Raw genomic sequence first — 16,761 nt, 5'->3', positions numbered from 1 at the left:
ATTACATATTAGGAAATTCACCGACGACATTGATACCCATACTGCGGGCAGTACCGGCAACCATACGCATGGCGGCTTCCAGGGTAAAGCAGTTCATGTCCGGCATCTTATCCTGGGCGATGGCGCGAACCTGCTCCCACGTAACCTGCCCCACCTTGTCGCGGTTGGGCTGCGCGGAACCTTTCTGCACCTTGGCAGCCTCCTTGAGCTGAACAGCTACGGGCGGCTGCTTTACAACGAAGTCGAACGACTTGTCGCTGTAAACCGTGATGATGACCGGAAGAACCTTTCCCGCCTTGTCCTGCGTACGCGCATTGAATTGCTTGCAGAAGTCCATGATATTGACTCCCTTAGAACCCAATGCGGGACCAACCGGGGGCGAAGGATTGGCGGCACCGCCTTTGATCTGCAATTTGATAAATGCAGCAACCTCTTTTGCCATAGTTTTCCTTAGGTTTTTATTCTTTTTCTACTTGTGTGAAACTCAACTCCATGGGAGTTTTGCGCCCGAATATCTTCACCGATACCGTGAGTTTCTTGCGCTCGTTGTCGACGGCCTCGATGGTACCCTGGAAGCTTGAGAAAGGACCATCGGTGACCTTGACGATCTCGCCGACGAAGAACGGTATTTCGTTTTCCTCCTCCATGGCGTTCATTTCATCGACGCGACCGAGGATGCGGGCCACCTCCTGCGGACGCAGAGGCGTGGCATTCATCTTGCGACCGTCTTCCTTGGTGTCGCCGAGGAAACCGAGCACATTGGGAGTGTTACGAATCAAAATAGGAATCTGCCCCACGAAAGCAGCCTCCACCAACACATAACCAGGATAGGAAACTTTCTCTTTGGAGACTTTCTTGCCGTTGCGGATGGTGTAAACTTTCTCGGTGGGGATCAGCACCTGGGAAATATAATCCTCCAGATGATTGTGACGAACTTCGGCCTCGATATACTCCTTGACCTTGTTCTCTTTCCCGCCGATGGCGCGAACGACATACCACTGTTTCTTAATCTCGCTCATTTTCAGCAGAAACAATTAACGACCGAGATTCGCCAACGTCTTATAGATGCCCTCCATGAGGTTCTCGAACGCCAAGTCCATGACCAACACGACGACGGCGAAAATGACCGAAGCCACCATCACGACCACCGTAGAACGCTGGAGCTGCGAGAACGAAGGCCAAGTGACCTTGTTTACAAGCTCGTTGTAAGATTCCTTGAAATAGTTGAACATATCTTCTTTCTTTATTCTTGGCAGGAGCAGAGAGATTCGAACTCCCATCAACGGTTTTGGAGACCGCTATTCTACCCTTGAACTATGCTCCTAAAATGGGGCGGCGGTTGCACGCCGCCCCGGGATATGACGCGAATTACTTCACGATCTTCAGAATCTGACCGGCACCTACCGTACGGCCGCCCTCGCGGATTGCGAAACGCAGACCCTCGTTCAATGCTACCGGGTAGATCAGCTTCACGTTGATGGTCACGTGGTCGCCGGGCATTACCATGTCGACACCGGCGGGCAGATGAACCTCACCCGTTACGTCCATCGTACGCAGGTAGAACTGGGGACGATAGTTGTTGTGGAACGGCGTGTGACGGCCGCCCTCCTCCTTCTTCAGGATGTAGACCTCGGCCTCGAACTCGGTGTGCGGAGTGATCGAACCCGGCTTGGCCACAACCATACCGCGCTTAACCTCCTTCTTGTCGATACCGCGGAGCAGCAGACCTACGTTGTCGCCGGCCTCGCCCTCGTCGAGCAGCTTGCGGAACATCTCGACACCGGTGCAGGTCGACGTCAGCGTCTTCTCCTCCAGACCGATGATCTCGACGGGATCGCCCACGTGGATGACACCGGTTTCGATACGGCCCGTTACGACGGTACCGCGGCCGGTAATCGAGAACACGTCCTCGACAGGCATCAGGAACGGCTTCTCGTTCTCACGCTGCGGGATGGGGATATACTCGTCGACAGCGTTCATAAGCTCCATGATCTTCTCTTCCCACTGAGCCTCGCCGTTCAGACCGCCGAGGGCCGAACCGCGGATGATGGGGGCGTTGTCGCCATCGTACTCATACTTCGAGAGCAGGTCGCGAACCTCCATCTCAACGAGGTCGAGCATCTCGGCGTCGTCCACCATGTCGCACTTGTTCAGGAAAACGACGATACGCGGCACGTTTACCTGACGGGCGAGCAGCACGTGCTCGTTGGTCTGGGGCATCGGGCCGTCCGTAGCAGCAACCACGAGGATGGCGCCGTCCATCTGAGCGGCACCCGTAACCATGTTTTTCACATAGTCGGCGTGGCCCGGGCAGTCTACGTGAGCGTAGTGGCGGTTGGCCGTCTGGTACTCGACGTGCGAGGTGTTGATCGTGATACCGCGCTCCTTCTCCTCGGGAGCGTTGTCGATCGAGTCGAACGAACGCAGCTCCGACAGACCTTTCTTAGCCAGAACGGTCGTAATAGCAGCGGTAAGAGTCGTCTTACCGTGGTCGACGTGACCGATGGTACCGATGTTGACATGCGGTTTCGAACGGTCGAATTTTTCTTTTGCCATAGCGTTAAATATTTAAAGTATTGTAAAAATTACCCAAAGTTTTAAAATCCATTCCGCAGAACGAGCGGCAACGCTGCAATCCTCCGCCTCCGGAGAAGTCCCAGCATCGCACGCCGTTGCGCCAAGAGCGGAAGACGAGGCTCAAACTCGCGACCCTCAGCTTGGAAGGCTGATGCTCTATCAACTGAGCTACTTCCGCAAAAATATACCGTATCGGAGCAACTCCCCCTCCTGCGCCCGTCGTCCGCAGACGACTTCGGGAGGTTTTGCGACTCCAACCGGTTTTCTTGAGTGGGAAGTGATGGATTCGAACCACCGTAGGCGTACGCCAGCAGATTTACAGTCTGCCCCATTTGACCGCTCTGGTAACTTCCCGTATTTTCCTCCGCAAAGAGGGGAGGTCGTTGCTCCGCCGAGCCTCCGACATTCCGAAAACTCCCGGGATTTCCGCCCCTCTCCGTCTTCGTTCCGTCGCATCGCCAGGCTCTTCGTTCCCGGCCCGCTTCTCTCGCATCGGCTTTCGGAGCCGATGGAGGGATTCGAACCCCCGACCAGCTGATTACAAATCAGCTGCTCTGGCCAACTGAGCTACATCGGCAGAATCAACCGTTTTGGATTGCAAAAGTAGGTATAAAAAATCAATCGCGCAAATAATCGGCGAAAAATTTTCCACTTTTTCATCTTTCTCAAAGAACCCCGCTTCCGCCCGCCTTTTCGGGGACGAAATCGGGTGCAAAGATAGGAAAAGTTTTGAATACGACAACAGTTTCCGCAAAAAATATGGCAATTATCTATTCCGCAGTCCGACAGTCCCCGGCACGACGCAACGCATGCCGGTCTGCGCATCGCCCTCCGTCCCGGATCGCAATACCGAAAAGCCCTCGCAGACCACGCAGAAAACCACTCTCGCACGCAACCGGCAATCGCCCCGCATCCGATAAAAACCGGCCGCAACGAACGACACCTATTATATTATGTTATGTTTCGGTAGATCGGACATCCCGAAAGGGCACGACCATCTTTTCGAAAAAAACACCGCGCATTCCCGCCCCACTTTCCAGCCATCATACGCTCCGCACCGACGTTCGTTCCACATAAGCCTCAACGCAATTTCATCACTTCGTCGATACCCATGTTTTTGTAGGACGCCGCCAGTTCGTCGTCCCGATCGGAGACGACCAGCAGCTTGTCGCCCAAAAGCAGTTCGGTCTTGCCCTGCGGAACAAAATAGTCGCCGTCGCGGCAAACCATCATGACCAACGTATTTTCGGGCAAAGAAATATCTTTCAGACTTTTACCGAGCATACCCTCGCTGACTTCGACCTCCGTAAATACGGACTTTACCTCCTCCTGCATGTTCACGTTGAAAGTCGATTCGCGTTCTTCGTAGGAAAGGCCCAACAGATTGGCCATGCCGCTGACGGTCGTGCCCTGCACCGACAAAGAGATGATCGTCGACAGAAAAACCACATTGAACAGCAAATCGGCATATTCCGTCTTGGCGAGCAACGGATAAAGTGCGAACAGAATCGGCACGGCTCCGCGCAGTCCGACCCATGAAACATACAAGCGCGCCTTGACCGTGAATTTGCGGAACGGCGACAAACAAAGGAAAACCGCAACGGGACGCGCCACCAGAATCATGAATACGCCGACCGCAATGCCAAGAACCAACACCTTGGGCTGCAACAACTCATCGCTGTTGACGAACAGACCCAACATAAGGAACATCACGATCTGCATCAGCCAAGTAAACCCGTCGAAAAAGATCGTCATCGGCTGCTTCTGCGTGAGTTTGCGGTTGCCGACCACCAGACCGCCTATATAAACGGCCAGATAACCGTTGCCGCGGATCAAGTCGGTAAACGCAAAGGCGAAGAAAATGAATGCCAGCAGCAACACCGAATAGAGCGAGCGGTTAGCCAGGTTGATGCGGTTGATCGTCCACACGGCCAACCGTCCGACAAAATAACCGGACAAGGCGCCCACAACCATCTGCACCACGAACAAAACGACGCTCAACCCCCAGCCCACGCCGCCCGAGGAGTGTGAAAGCGCCCCCACGAGCAATATGGTAAGCATGTAGGCCATCGGGTCGTTGGAACCGCTTTCCAACTCCAGCAGGGGCCGCAAATTCTGCCGCAGGCCCTGGTTCTTGCTGCGCAAGATCGAAAACACCGACGCCGAATCGGTCGAGGCCATGGTTGCGGCCAACAACAACGCAGTCATGAAAGGCAGTTCCACCCCGACGGCCGGCGCCACGAGCCATACGAACCCGCCCAGGACGAACGCCGTGACGATCACACCTGCCGTAGCCAGCACTACGCCCGGGCCGATCACGGGCCGTATCTGCGAAAACTTGGTATCCATACCGCCCGTAAAGAGAATGATGCACAAGGCGGTCATCCCCACGAACTGCGTTACCTCCAACGAACGGTAGGTAATGAAGTCCAGACCGAACAACATGCCCACGCCCAAGAAAAGCAACAAGGCCGGCGCTCCGAAACGATAGGCCGCCTTGCCGGCCACCACCGCCACAAAAAGGAGCATGGCGCCGATCAAGACTATATTTTCATTGCTGAAATCGAACATCGTCTACTGTTTTTTCGTTTGTTTCTCCGGCTCCGCTACTGCGGAATGAAAATGTAGATAATCGTTCCCTGCTGCCGGGCCGGCGCCGCATCGTCGATATTGAACAACGACGACCGGGCCGCGCGCAAGGCCGTCTCGCGCATGCAGTCGTCCCCGCCGTACACCACACGGGCCGCCGTTACCTCGCCCGCCCGGTTGACGGCGATTTCGACCTCGACCTCGCCGCCGCCCTCGCACCGATAGGCCGGAACGACCAGACGGCGCGACGTACGCACCGGATCGACCAGCGAAAAGGAGACCGTTACCCGCCCCTCGACCTTGCGATCTTGCTGCTCGGCGCCCGTTTCGCTTCCTTTTCGCTCGCGGATGGCCTGCTCCTCGGCAAGCCCCTGCTCGTAGGCTTCGCGATTGGCCCGCATGCGCTCGGCCGCTTCGGCCGCCGCATCGTTCAGCGAAGCCGCATTGGTGCCGCGATCGTCCTTCAACTCCTCGTTCAGGACATTCTCATTGGACGCCAGATTGCGGACGCTCCGCCAGTCGATCGGATCCTGCTCCTGCCGGCGGCGCACCTCTTCCTCAAGACGGTCGCGCTCGCGTTCCATCTCGGCAAGCGTCTGCAAATCGATGTACATGCCCTGGGTAGAAGCGCGGCGTCCCACGACGATCTTCGACGATACGAACAGAATCATCAGCACCAGATAGGCTATCAGTGTGACGCACAGACCTATACGATGGTCGTAAGCCCATGTGCCGGCGTCCTCGCGCCGCCCGTCGAAAGGCAGGTTCAGACGCGGACGTCGCACGGGGCGTTCCCCCTGGTTGCTGTCGGATGGCATACGGGTCATGGCAGGCAGTCGGAATTTCGGACAAAATTAGTTTTTTTCAGCGATTTTTTATACCTTTGGGCACAAAATAATCGGAAATCAACGCTATGTCAACCAAACAACAAACGCTCAAAGCCCCCATTTCGTTCTCGGGCAAAGGGCTGCATACGGGTGTCAAAGTGACCATGACCGTCAACCCTGCCGATGCCAACACCGGAATCGTCTTCCGCCGCATCGACGTCGAAGGGCAACCCATAATTCCTGCGCTGTGCGACAACGTGACCGACACCTCGCGCGGCACGACCATCGAAGCCGGCGGCCACCGCGTGAGCACCATCGAGCACATCATGTCGGCGCTCTGGACGTCGGGCGTGGACAACGCCGTCATCGACATCGACGCCCCCGAAACCCCCATCATGGACGGCTCGGCGCGCGAATACGCCGCTGCGATCGCCGCGACGGGCGTGGTCGATCAGGAGGCCGAACGCAAGTTCTACCACGTGACCGAAAAGATGGTCTACACGATCCCCGAGAAAGGCGTGGCGATCATCCTCTATCCCGACGACGAGTTCTCCGTGTCGCTGCACGTGGACTACAACTCCAAAGTCATCGGCAACCAGTATGCCACGTTCGATCCCGGCGACGACTACGCCTCGAAAATCGCGCCGTGCCGCACGTTTGTCTTCCTCCATGAACTGGAGCCGCTCATCAAGATGAACCTCATCAAGGGCGGCGACCTGGACAATGCGATCGTCGTGGTGGAGAACCCCGTGCCGGACGAGCAGCTGGACAACCTGAAGAAGATTTTCAACAAGCCCGACATCGAAATCAAATCGGGCTATCTGAACAACTTGGAGCTGCGCTGCAACAACGAGCTGGCGCGCCACAAGCTCCTCGACCTGCTGGGCGACTTCGCCCTGCTGGGCGTGCGCATCAAGGGCCGCGTCTGGGCCACCCGCCCGGGCCACTTCGCCAACACGGAGTTCATGAAGCAGCTCAAGCGCTCGATCCGCAAGGCCGGAGAGAAGCCCCGCTACACCTACGACTGCCGCAAGCCGGCGCTCTACGATATCAACGACATCCGCAAGATGCTGCCCCACCGCCCGCCGTTCCTGCTCGTCGACCGCATCTTCCACTGCGACGCCACGTCGGTGGCCGGCATCAAGAACGTGACGATGAACGAGCCGTTCTTCGTGGGCCACTTCCCCGAAGAACCGGTCATGCCGGGCGTGCTGATCGTCGAGGCGATGGCCCAGTGCAGCGGCATCATGGTGCTGAGCGGCATCGAAGATCCGGAGAACTACTCGACCTACTTCATGAAGATCGACGGCGTGAAATTCAAGCGCAAGGTCGTACCGGGCGACACGCTGCAATTCGAAATCCACCTGCTGGAACCCATCCGCCGCGGCGTGGCGCTGGTCGAAGCCAAGGCGTTCGTGGGCGAAACGCTCGCCTGCGAGGCCGTGCTGATGGCCCAGGTCGTAAAAAACAAGCAGTAAGATGATTAGTCCCCTTGCTTATATCCACCCCGACGCCAAACTCGGCGAAGGGATTACAGTGGAACCGTTCGCCTGCATCGCCGGCGACGTCGAAATCGGCGACGGCTGCTGGATCGGCCCCGGGGCTGTGATCCACGACGGCGCCCGCATCGGCAAGCGCTGCAAGATACACACCGCGGCTTCGATCTCCTGCCTGCCGCAGGACTTGAAGTTCGACGGCGAAGTAACGACCTGCCGGATCGGCGACGACAACGACATCCGCGAATATGTCACGATCAGCCGCGGCACCAAGTCGACGGGCACGACCGTCGTCGGCGACGGCAACCTGCTGATGGCCTACGTGCATGTGGGCCACGACTGCGTGGTAGGTAGCCACTGCGTGATCGCCAACCGCGTGTCGCTTGCGGGCGAAGTGCACGTGGACGACTGGGTGGTCATCGGCGGACATGCCGCCATCCACCAGTGGACACGCATCGGCGCGCACGCCATGATCCAAGGCGGGTCGCTCCTGGGGCAAGACTTGCCGCCCTATGTGATCGTGCGCAACGACACGCTGCGGTTCGCCGGCATCAACAAGATCGGGCTTTCGCGCCGCGGCTTCACGTCCGAGCGCATCGCCGAGATCCACGATGCCTGCCGCATTCTGTTCCAGAGCGGTCTGAACTACATGAACGGCTGCGACGAGGTGGAACGCCAGGTGCCCCCGAGCGCCGAGCGCGACTATCTGGTCGAATTCATCCGTTCGTCGAAGCGCGGCATCATCAAGCCGTATGCCGGCAAAGAGTAGAAGACGCAGCGAAGAATCGGAGAGGCAGCGAAGAGACCGGAGGCGCGCAACAAAAGAAACCGGAGGCACACCGCATCTTTGAAGACAAAAAAATCCGGCAGCTGTTGGTTTGTCGGATTTTTTTCGTATATTTGTCCTGTCGAAAGACACGACGCACGATAAGGGGACGCAACGTCCCCTTATCTCATAGTTATACCTACATTTTCAAGCAAGCATGATCGACACTGAAAAAATCATAGCGATCGCCGAGCGCAAACTGGAAGGTTCGGAGATGTTCGTGGTGGGCTGCCACTGCTCGCCGGGCAACGAAATCGAACTGCTGATCGACAGCGACACATCGGTGTCGATCGACGCCTGCGTGGAGTTGAGCCGCGCCGTCGAAGCGGAGTTCGACCGCGATGCCGAGGATTTCTCGCTCACGGTGGCTTCGGCCGGCATCGGCTCGGAGCTGAAGTGCCTGCGCCAATACCGCAAGCTGCTCGGCCGGCCGGTGGAGGTGCTGTTGCAAAACGGCATCAAGATCGTCGCCCGGCTCGACGAGGCCGATGAGACGCACCTTACTCTTTCCTACGAAGAGAAGCAGACCGTCGAGGGCAAGAAACGCAAGCAACTTGTACGCGTGACGCGCACCTACCCCTTCGCCGAAATCAAATCGACGCGGGAATATCTGGATTTCAAGTAAAAAATCAATAATAAAATAATTCCATGGACAATCTGAATCTCATCAGCAACTTTGCAGAGTTCAAGGAGCTGAAGAACATCGACAAACCGACGATGATCGGCGTGCTGGAGGATGTTTTCCGCCACGCCTTGCAGAAACAGTACGAGACGGACGAGAACTTCGACGTCATCATCAACCCCGAAAAGGGCGACCTGGAGATCTGGCGGAACCGTACCGTGGTCGAGGACGGCGCCGTAGAGAACCCCAACATGCAGATCGCCGTATCGGAAGTCAAGGCCATCGACCCGACTTACGAGGTAGGCGACGAGTATGCCGACGAGTTGAAACTCGCGTCGTTCGGCCGCCGCACGGTGCTGTCGCTGCGTCAGAACCTCGCTTCGCGCATCCTCGATCTGGAAAAAGCCAACCTCTACGAGAAATACTCGGAGAAGGTCGGCGAAATCATTACCGGCGAGGTCTACCAGGTGTGGAAGAAGGAAGTGTTGATCCTCGACGACGACGAAAACGAACTGATCCTGCCCAAGAGCGAGCAGATTCCCAACGATTTCTACCGCAAGGGCGACACGATCAAAGCCATCGTCAAGTCGGTGGAGATGAACAACAACCAGCCGCGCATCATCCTTTCGCGTACGGCCAACCAGTTCCTCGAACGACTCTTCGAGCAGGAGGTGCCCGAGATTTTCGACGGTCTGATTACCATCAAGAAGATCGTCCGCATCCCGGGCGAGCGCGCCAAAGTCGCTGTGGAGTCCTACGACGACCGCATCGACCCGGTGGGCGCCTGCGTGGGCATGAAGGGTTCGCGCATCTACTCGATCGTCAAGGAGTTGCGCAACGAGAACATCGACGTAGTGAACTACACGGCCAACACGCAGCTGATGATCCAGCGTGCGCTCAACCCGGCCAAAATCTCCTCCATCACGCTTGATGAGGAGAAGCAGACCGCAGCCGTCTACCTCAAGCCCGACCAGGTGTCGCTGGCCATCGGCAAGGGCGGTCTGAACATCCGGCTTTCGAAGATGCTGACCGGCTACGACATCGATGTCTACCGCGAAGTCGAGGAAGAGGACGTGGCGCTGACCGAATTCGCCGACGAAATCGACGCCTGGATCATCGAAGCGCTCAAGAACGTAGGCTGCGACACGGCCAAGAGCGTGCTGGAACTGCCCGTCGAGGAGATCGCCGCACGTGCCGACCTCGAACTCGAGCAGGCGCAGAAGGTCGTGGAAATATTGAAGGCCGAGTTCGAATAAACCGTTTATGCTAAAAAAGGAGAACACACGATATGGGGAACGAAAGAAAATTAAGGCTCATTCAAGTGGCCAAGGAATTCAACGTGGGATTGAACACCATCACGGATTTCTTGCACAAGAAGGGCATCAAGAGCGACGGATCGCCCAATGCGCAGGTCGACGCGGAGACCTACGCCGTCCTGGAAAAAGAGTTCGGATCGAACCGCAGCGCTGCCGGCGCCCGCGATTCGATCCGCGAACGCATCGCACAGAAACAGACGACCATTACCCTCGAAGGCACCAAGAAACAGGAGCGCGAGGAGGAGAAGGAGGTCGTCATCAAGAGTAACGTCATCAACGTGCGCGACGAGATTCCGCAGCCGAAGATTCTCGGCAAAATCGACCTCTCGTCCAAACCCAAGGCGGCGCCCGCGCCTGCGCCCAAGGAGACGACGCCCGCTCCGGCACCGGCAGCCGAACCGGTCAAGGCCGAAAAGCCGGCTCCGGCTCCACAGCCCGAACCGGAAAAAGCGCCGAAGCCTGCCGCACCGGCCCCTGCTCCGCAGAGCGAGAAGCTGCCGGAACCCCCGGCTGCCGACCACCCGGCCGAAAAACCCGCGGCGCCCGAAGTGGCAGAAGTTGCAGAGTCGAAAACGGAGGCTCCGAAAGACGATATCTTCCGCCCGGCGACCGTGACCCTCCAGGGGCCGCAAGTGCTCGGCACGATGGACGTCTCGGGCTTCGTGCCCGGCGGCAAGCACAAGCGCAAGCGGCTGTCGAAAGAGAAAATCGACGTCACGAAAGCCCAGAAAGGCGCCGGACAAGGCAGCCAAGGCGGTCAGAACCGCGGCGGAGCGCAGGGCGCCGGACAGAACGGACAGGGCGGACAGAATCGCGGCGGCATGCAAGGCCCCAAAGGGATGCAGAACCAGCCCCGTCCGGGCGAAGGCCGCCGCAACAAGAACAAGAAGAACGCCCAACCTGTCATTCGCCCCGAAGTGAGCGACGAGGAGGTATCGAAGCAGATCAAGGACACCCTGGCGCGTCTGACGGCCAAGGGAGCCAAGAACACCGGTGCCAAGCACCGCCGCGACAAGCGCGAAGCGGCCGCCGAGCGCATGAACGAGGAGATGGAGCGTTCCGTCATGGAGCGTTCGACGCTCAAAGTTACCGAGTTCGTTACCGTCAGCGAATTGGCCACCATGATGAACGTCGCCCCCACCGAGGTCATCACGGCCTGCATGAACCTGGGTCTGATGGTGTCGATCAACCAGCGTCTCGACGCCGAAGCGCTGGCCGTCGTGGCTGAAGAATTCGGCTTCAAAGTCGAATTCGTATCGGTCGAAATCCAGGAAGCCATCGCCGACGACGAAGCCGACGACGAACAGAACCTGGTGCCGCGTCCGCCGATCGTCACGGTCATGGGCCACGTCGACCACGGTAAGACGTCGCTGCTGGATAACATCCGCAAAACCAACGTCATCGAGGGCGAGGCCGGCGGCATCACGCAGCACATCGGTGCTTACAGCGTGGAACTCAACGGCCAGAAAATCACATTCCTCGACACTCCGGGCCACGAAGCCTTCACGGCCATGCGTGCGCGCGGTGCGAAGATTACCGACGTGGCCATCATCATTGTGGCGGCCGACGACCACGTGATGCCCCAGACCGTCGAAGCAATCAACCATGCGCAGGCCGCCGGCGTGCCGATGGTCTTCGCCATCAACAAAATCGACAAACCCAACGCCAACCCCGACCACATCAAGGAACAGCTTTCGCAGATGAACTACCTGGTCGAGTCGTGGGGCGGCAAATATCAGGATCAGGAGATTTCGGCCAAGAAAGGTCTCAACCTGGATAAACTGCTCGAAAAGGTGCTGCTCGAAGCCGAAATGCTCGAACTGAAAGCCAACCCCGACAAGAAAGCGACGGGTACGGTAATCGAATCGACGCTCGACAAGGGCCGCGGCTATGTCTCGACGATCCTGGTACAGAGCGGCACGCTGCACATCGGCGACGTGGTGCTCTCGGGTACCTACACGGGCCGTGTGAAAGCGATGTTCAACGAGGACGGCAAGAAAGTGACCCTCGCAGGCCCCTCGACACCGGTGCAGGTGCTGGGTCTGAACGGCGCGCCGCAAGCCGGCGACACGTTCAACGTGATGGACGACGACCGCTCGGCCCGCGAAATCGCCAACAAGCGCGAACAGTTGCAACGCATGCAGGGCATCATGACCCAGAAGCACGTGACGCTCGACGAAATCGGCCGCCGCATCGCCATCGGCTCGTTCAAGGAACTGAACATCATCGTCAAGGGCGACGTCGACGGTTCGGTCGAGGCCATGTCGGGATCGCTCATCAAGCTCTCCAAGGAGACGGTGCAGGTCAACGTCATCCATGCCGCCGTGGGTCAGATTTCCGAGTCCGACGTGCTGCTGGCCGCCGCTTCGAACGCCATCATCGTCGGCTTCCAGGTGCGCCCCTCGGCCGCCGCACGCCGCGTGGCCGAGAAGGAGGAGATCGAAATCCGCCTCTACTCGATCATCTACGACGCCGTGAACGACATCAAGGATGCCATCGAGGGCATGCTTGAACCCGTGATGAAAGAAGAGATCGTCGCCTCGGTCGAGGTGCTGGAGATCTTCAAGATTTCGAAAGTCGGCACCGTGGCCGGATGTATGGTGCGCGAAGGCAAGCTCCAGCGCTCGACGCCGATCCGCGTGATCCGCGACGGCATCGTGATCTACACCGGCAAACTCGGCTCTCTGAAACGCTTCAAGGACGACGTGAAGGAAGTTACCGTAGGTCAGGACTGCGGTCTGAACATCGAGTCGTTCAACGACATCCGCGTGGGCGACATCGTGGAGGGCTACGAACAGGTCGAAGTGAAACGCAAATAGTATGAACCAACCCTTATAAAAGCATGAAGAACCCCATTCATTTTATCACGCCCGAAGAGGCGGTCAAAGTGATCAAATCGGGCGATCACGTCCATCTGAGTTCCGTGGCTTCGGCTCCGCAGTGCTTGATCAATGCCATGTGCGCGCGCGGCGAGGCCGGCGAGCTGAAGAACGTGCATGTACACCACCTCCACACCGAAGGGCCGGCACCCTATGCCGATCCCAAATTCGAGGGCATCTTCCAGCTCGACTCGTTCTTCGTGGGCGCCAACGTGCGCAAGGTAACGCAGAGCGGCGATGCCGACTACATTCCGATCTTCTTGAGCGAGACCCAGAAACTCTACCGCTGCGGTGCCGTGCCGTGCAACGTGGCGATGATCCAGGTCTGCCCGCCCGACAAACACGGCTACGTGTCGCTCGGCACCTCGGTCGACGCCACGCTCGCGGCCGTGGAATGCGCCGACCATGTGATCGCCGTAGTGAACAAGAACGTGCCCCGTGCTTTCGGCCAGGCCATGATCCCCATGTCCAAGATCGACATGTTCGTCGAGGACGACTCGCCGCTCATCGAAGCCCATTTCGCCACGCCTAACGAAGTGGAGACCGCCATCGGCAAGCACTGCGCAGCCCTGATCGAGGACGGCGCGACGCTCCAGATGGGCATCGGCGCCATCCCCAACGCCGTACTGAGCCAGCTGGGCGGCCACAAGAACCTCGGCATCCACACCGAAATGTTCGCCGACGGCGTCCTGCCGCTCGTAGAAAAGGGTGTGGTCAACGGCGAGGCCAAGAAAACCGACCCTGGCAAGATGGTTTCGACATTCCTGATGGGTTCCAAGGCCGTCTACGACTTCATCGACGACAACCCGGGCGTGCTGATGATGGATGTCGGCTACACCAACGACCCCTACATCATTTCGCAGAACGACCGCTTCGTGGCCATCAACTCGGCCTTGCAGATCGACCTCACAGGCCAAGTATGCGCCGACTCGCTGGGCACCAAATTCTGGTCGGGCGTCGGCGGTCAGATCGACTTCGTCTACGGCGCTTCGCTCTCGAAGGGCGGCAAAGCCATCATCGCCATGCCGTCGATCACGAACAAGGGCGTTTCGAAGATCTGCCCCACGCTGCTGGACGGCGCCGGCGTCGTGACGACACGCAACCACATCCACTGGTTCGTTACCGAATTCGGTGCCGTCGACCTCTACGGCAAGACCATGCAGGAGCGCGCCCGGCTGCTGATTTCAATCGCCCACCCCTCGGCGCAGGAGGAGTTGGACCGTGCGGCTTTCGAACGCTGGGGTTCGCACCACCACTACATCAAAAGCTACATGCAGAAGTAAAACATCTGCATGTCCGGCTTCGTTTCTGCCGCCTCCGGAACAATCCGGAGGCGGCTGTTTTATACCCCGCTCCAACTACTCTGTTTCGGCCCGCTCCGCCACCTGCCCCTTGACAAAAACAACATAACCCAAGCCACCTATATAAATATAAGTCCGGCGTCTCCCTGCTCGGGAAACGCCGGACTCGTATGCGTAATAAGATGCCTTATTCCTCCATCAAGATTTCCAGAATCTTGATCGCAGCTTTGGCAATCGGAGTGCCGGGGCCGAAAATGGCAGCAGCACCGTCGCGGTAGAGTTCGTCATAGTCTTGTGCCGGAATCACACCGCCCACGATGACGATGATGTCCTCGCGGCCGAGCTTCTTCAGTTCGGCGATGATCTGCGGCACGAGCGTCAGGTGACCGGCGGCCAGCGACGAGACGCCGACCACATGCACGTCGTTCTCGACTGCCTGGCGCGCAGCCTCCTCGGGAGTCTGGAACAACGGCCCCATGTCCACATCGAAACCGATGTCGGCATAACCCGTAGCTACCACCTTGGCGCCGCGGTCGTGGCCATCCTGGCCCAGTTTGGCGATCATGATGCGGGGCTGCCGGCCCTCTTTCTTGGCAAATTCGGCGCACAGCGTCTTGGCGCGCTCGAACGACTCGTCTTTTTTCACTTCCGAACTATAAACTCCTGAAATCGAACGAATAACAGCCTTATAACGACCAACGACCACCTCGCAAGCGTCGGAGATTTCGCCCAAAGTAGCACGTACCTTGGCCGCCTCGACAGCCAGCTCCAGCAGGTTGCCCTGCTTGGTCTTCACACACTCGGTAATCGCAGCCAAGGCTTTCTTCACGGCCGCCTCGTCGCGGTTGGCGCGCAACTCCTGCAAACGCTTTACCTGGCTCTCGCGCACAGCCGTGTTGTCTACGGCCAGAATGTCGATCGGCGCCTCCTTCTCCAGGCGATATTCGTTCACACCGATGATCTTCTGCTCGCCCGAGTCGATGCGGGCCTGCGTGCGGGCCGACGACTCCTCGATGCGCATCTTCGGAATGCCGGTCTCGATGGCTTTGGCCATGCCGCCCAGCTTCTCGATCTCCTGGATGTGCTCCCAGGCCTTGTGTGCGATTTCGTTGGTGAGCGTCTCCACGTAGTAGGAACCGGCCCACGGATCGACCTCACGGCAGACGGAGGTCTCCTCCTGGATGTAGATCTGCGTATTGCGGGCGATACGGGCCGAGAAGTCGGTCGGCAGAGCGATCGCCTCGTCGAGCGCATTGGTGTGGAGCGACTGGGTGTGCCCCAGCGCGGCGCCCATGGCCTCGATGGCCGTACGGGCCACGTTGTTGAACGGATCCTGCTCCGTGAGCGACCAGCCCGACGTCTGCGAGTGGGTACGCAGAGCCAGCGACTTGGGATTCTTGGGATCGAACTGCTTGACGATCTTGGCCCACAACATGCGCGCGGCACGCATCTTGGCGATCTCCATGAAGTGGTTCATGCCGATGGCCCAGAAGAACGACAGACGCGGAGCGAAAGCGTCGATCGACATGCCGGCGTTGACGCCCGCACGCAGATACTCCAGACCGTCGGCCAGCGTATAGGCCAACTCGATGTCGGCCGTAGCACCCGCCTCCTGCATGTGATAGCCCGAGATCGAAATCGAATTGAACTTGGGCATGTTCTTCGACGTATACTCGAAGATATCGGCGATGATGCGCATCGAGAACTCGGGGGGATAGATATAGGTGTTGCGCACCATGAACTCCTTGAGGATGTCGTTCTGGATCGTACCCGAGAGCTGGTCGAGCGTGCAGCCCTGCTCCAGTCCGGTCACGATGTAGAACGCCAGCACGGGCAGCACGGCGCCGTTCATGGTCATCGACACCGACATGCGGTCGAGCGGAATGCCATTGAACAACACTTTCATGTCCTCGACCGAACAGATCGACACGCCGGCCTTGCCCACGTCGCCCACCACGCGCGGATGATCGGCATCGTAGCCGCGGTGCGTGGCGAGGTCGAACGCCACCGACAGACCTTTCTGACCGGCAGCCAAATTGCGGCGATAGAACGCGTTGGACTCCTCGGCGGTCGAGAAACCGGCGTACTGACGAATCGTCCACGGACGCATCACGTACATCGTCGAATAGGGGCCGCGCAGGAACGGGGCGATGCCTGCCGCATAGTTCAGGTGCTCCATGCCCTCCAGATCGGCGGCCGTATAGCTGCCCTTGACCGGAATGCGCTCGGAAGTGATCCAGGGTTCCACCTGGCCGCATTTTTTCGAGGCGCAGCAAGAGGTCTGCGCGCCTGCGTCGTATTTCAGTTCCGAAAATTTAGCTCTCATAG

General features: G+C 58.5%; 13 protein-coding genes and 4 tRNA genes. 6 read left to right on the top strand and 11 right to left on the bottom strand.

Annotated elements, in window-relative coordinates; all coding sequences use genetic code 11:
- Window position 1: 1 nt before the first annotated feature.
- The 10 genes from rplK to QZ298_RS03315 form a co-directional block, all read right to left on the bottom strand.
- Window positions 2–442, bottom strand: coding sequence for a 50S ribosomal protein L11 (rplK, locus tag QZ298_RS03360; protein ID WP_296005315.1), 441 nt, complete (start codon window positions 440–442; stop codon window positions 2–4).
- A gap of 16 nt (window positions 443–458) precedes the next feature.
- The gene (gene nusG / locus QZ298_RS03355) at window positions 459–1,019 is read right to left on the bottom strand and encodes a transcription termination/antitermination protein NusG (protein WP_296005314.1); all 561 of its coding nucleotides are present in this window, start codon (window positions 1,017–1,019) and stop codon (window positions 459–461) included.
- A gap of 15 nt (window positions 1,020–1,034) precedes the next feature.
- A complete protein-coding gene (secE, locus tag QZ298_RS03350) occupies window positions 1,035–1,232 on the bottom strand; it encodes a preprotein translocase subunit SecE (RefSeq protein ID WP_296005313.1) in 198 nt (65 codons plus the stop codon).
- An 18-nt stretch (window positions 1,233–1,250) separates the two neighbouring features.
- A tRNA-Trp gene (locus QZ298_RS03345) sits at window positions 1,251–1,324 on the bottom strand.
- A gap of 44 nt (window positions 1,325–1,368) precedes the next feature.
- Window positions 1,369–2,556, bottom strand: a complete 1,188-nt coding sequence (tuf, locus tag QZ298_RS03340) for an elongation factor Tu (protein ID WP_296005312.1) — start codon at window positions 2,554–2,556, stop codon at window positions 1,369–1,371.
- 126 nt (window positions 2,557–2,682) lie between these two features.
- Window positions 2,683–2,755 (bottom strand) — tRNA-Gly (locus QZ298_RS03335).
- A gap of 93 nt (window positions 2,756–2,848) precedes the next feature.
- A tRNA-Tyr gene (locus tag QZ298_RS03330) sits at window positions 2,849–2,931 on the bottom strand.
- A gap of 149 nt (window positions 2,932–3,080) precedes the next feature.
- Window positions 3,081–3,154, bottom strand: a tRNA-Thr gene (locus tag QZ298_RS03325).
- Window positions 3,155–3,657: 503 nt separating this feature from the next.
- Window positions 3,658–5,148 carry a potassium/proton antiporter gene (locus tag QZ298_RS03320; RefSeq protein WP_296005311.1) on the bottom strand — a complete coding sequence of 497 codons (1,491 nt, stop codon included), beginning with the start codon at window positions 5,146–5,148 and terminating at the stop codon, window positions 3,658–3,660.
- 35 nt (window positions 5,149–5,183) lie between these two features.
- Entirely contained in the window at window positions 5,184–5,984 is an 801-nt protein-coding gene (locus QZ298_RS03315) for an energy transducer TonB (RefSeq protein WP_296005753.1), read from the bottom strand.
- 95 nt (window positions 5,985–6,079) lie between these two features.
- Here QZ298_RS03315 and QZ298_RS03310 point away from each other — a divergent pair, with 95 nt between their 5' ends.
- The 6 genes from QZ298_RS03310 to QZ298_RS03285 all read left to right on the top strand — a co-directional run bounded on the left by QZ298_RS03310 (window position 6,080) and on the right by QZ298_RS03285 (window position 14,415).
- Complete coding sequence (locus QZ298_RS03310; protein ID WP_296005310.1) at window positions 6,080–7,471, top strand: bifunctional UDP-3-O-[3-hydroxymyristoyl] N-acetylglucosamine deacetylase/3-hydroxyacyl-ACP dehydratase; 1,392 nt, start codon at window positions 6,080–6,082, stop codon at window positions 7,469–7,471.
- Window position 7,472: 1 nt separating this feature from the next.
- Window positions 7,473–8,258, top strand: a complete 786-nt coding sequence (lpxA, locus tag QZ298_RS03305; RefSeq protein ID WP_296005309.1) for an acyl-ACP--UDP-N-acetylglucosamine O-acyltransferase — start codon at window positions 7,473–7,475, stop codon at window positions 8,256–8,258.
- Window positions 8,259–8,472: 214 nt separating this feature from the next.
- Complete coding sequence (gene rimP / locus QZ298_RS03300; RefSeq protein ID WP_296005308.1) at window positions 8,473–8,940, top strand: ribosome assembly cofactor RimP; 468 nt, start codon at window positions 8,473–8,475, stop codon at window positions 8,938–8,940.
- A gap of 23 nt (window positions 8,941–8,963) precedes the next feature.
- On the top strand, window positions 8,964–10,193 hold the full coding sequence (gene nusA / locus QZ298_RS03295) for a transcription termination factor NusA (RefSeq protein ID WP_296005307.1): 1,230 nt from the start codon (window positions 8,964–8,966) through the stop codon (window positions 10,191–10,193).
- A 32-nt stretch (window positions 10,194–10,225) separates the two neighbouring features.
- Window positions 10,226–13,072: a translation initiation factor IF-2 gene (gene infB, locus QZ298_RS03290; RefSeq protein WP_296005306.1), complete on the top strand. Its 2,847-nt coding sequence runs from the start codon at window positions 10,226–10,228 to the stop codon at window positions 13,070–13,072.
- Window positions 13,073–13,095: 23 nt separating this feature from the next.
- The gene (locus QZ298_RS03285) at window positions 13,096–14,415 is read left to right on the top strand and encodes an acetyl-CoA hydrolase/transferase C-terminal domain-containing protein (protein WP_296005305.1); all 1,320 of its coding nucleotides are present in this window, start codon (window positions 13,096–13,098) and stop codon (window positions 14,413–14,415) included.
- Window positions 14,416–14,620: 205 nt separating this feature from the next.
- Here QZ298_RS03285 and scpA read toward each other — a convergent pair whose 3' ends face one another.
- The gene (gene scpA, locus QZ298_RS03280; protein ID WP_296005304.1) at window positions 14,621–16,759 is read right to left on the bottom strand and encodes a methylmalonyl-CoA mutase; all 2,139 of its coding nucleotides are present in this window, start codon (window positions 16,757–16,759) and stop codon (window positions 14,621–14,623) included.
- Between the last annotated feature and the right edge of the window lie 2 nt (window positions 16,760–16,761).

This window comes from uncultured Alistipes sp. (assembly GCF_910580175.1).
Lineage (GTDB): Bacteria > Bacteroidota > Bacteroidia > Bacteroidales > Rikenellaceae > Alistipes.
The sequence above is the reverse complement of the archived record's forward strand: the minus strand, read 5'-3'. Positions and strand labels throughout refer to the sequence as shown.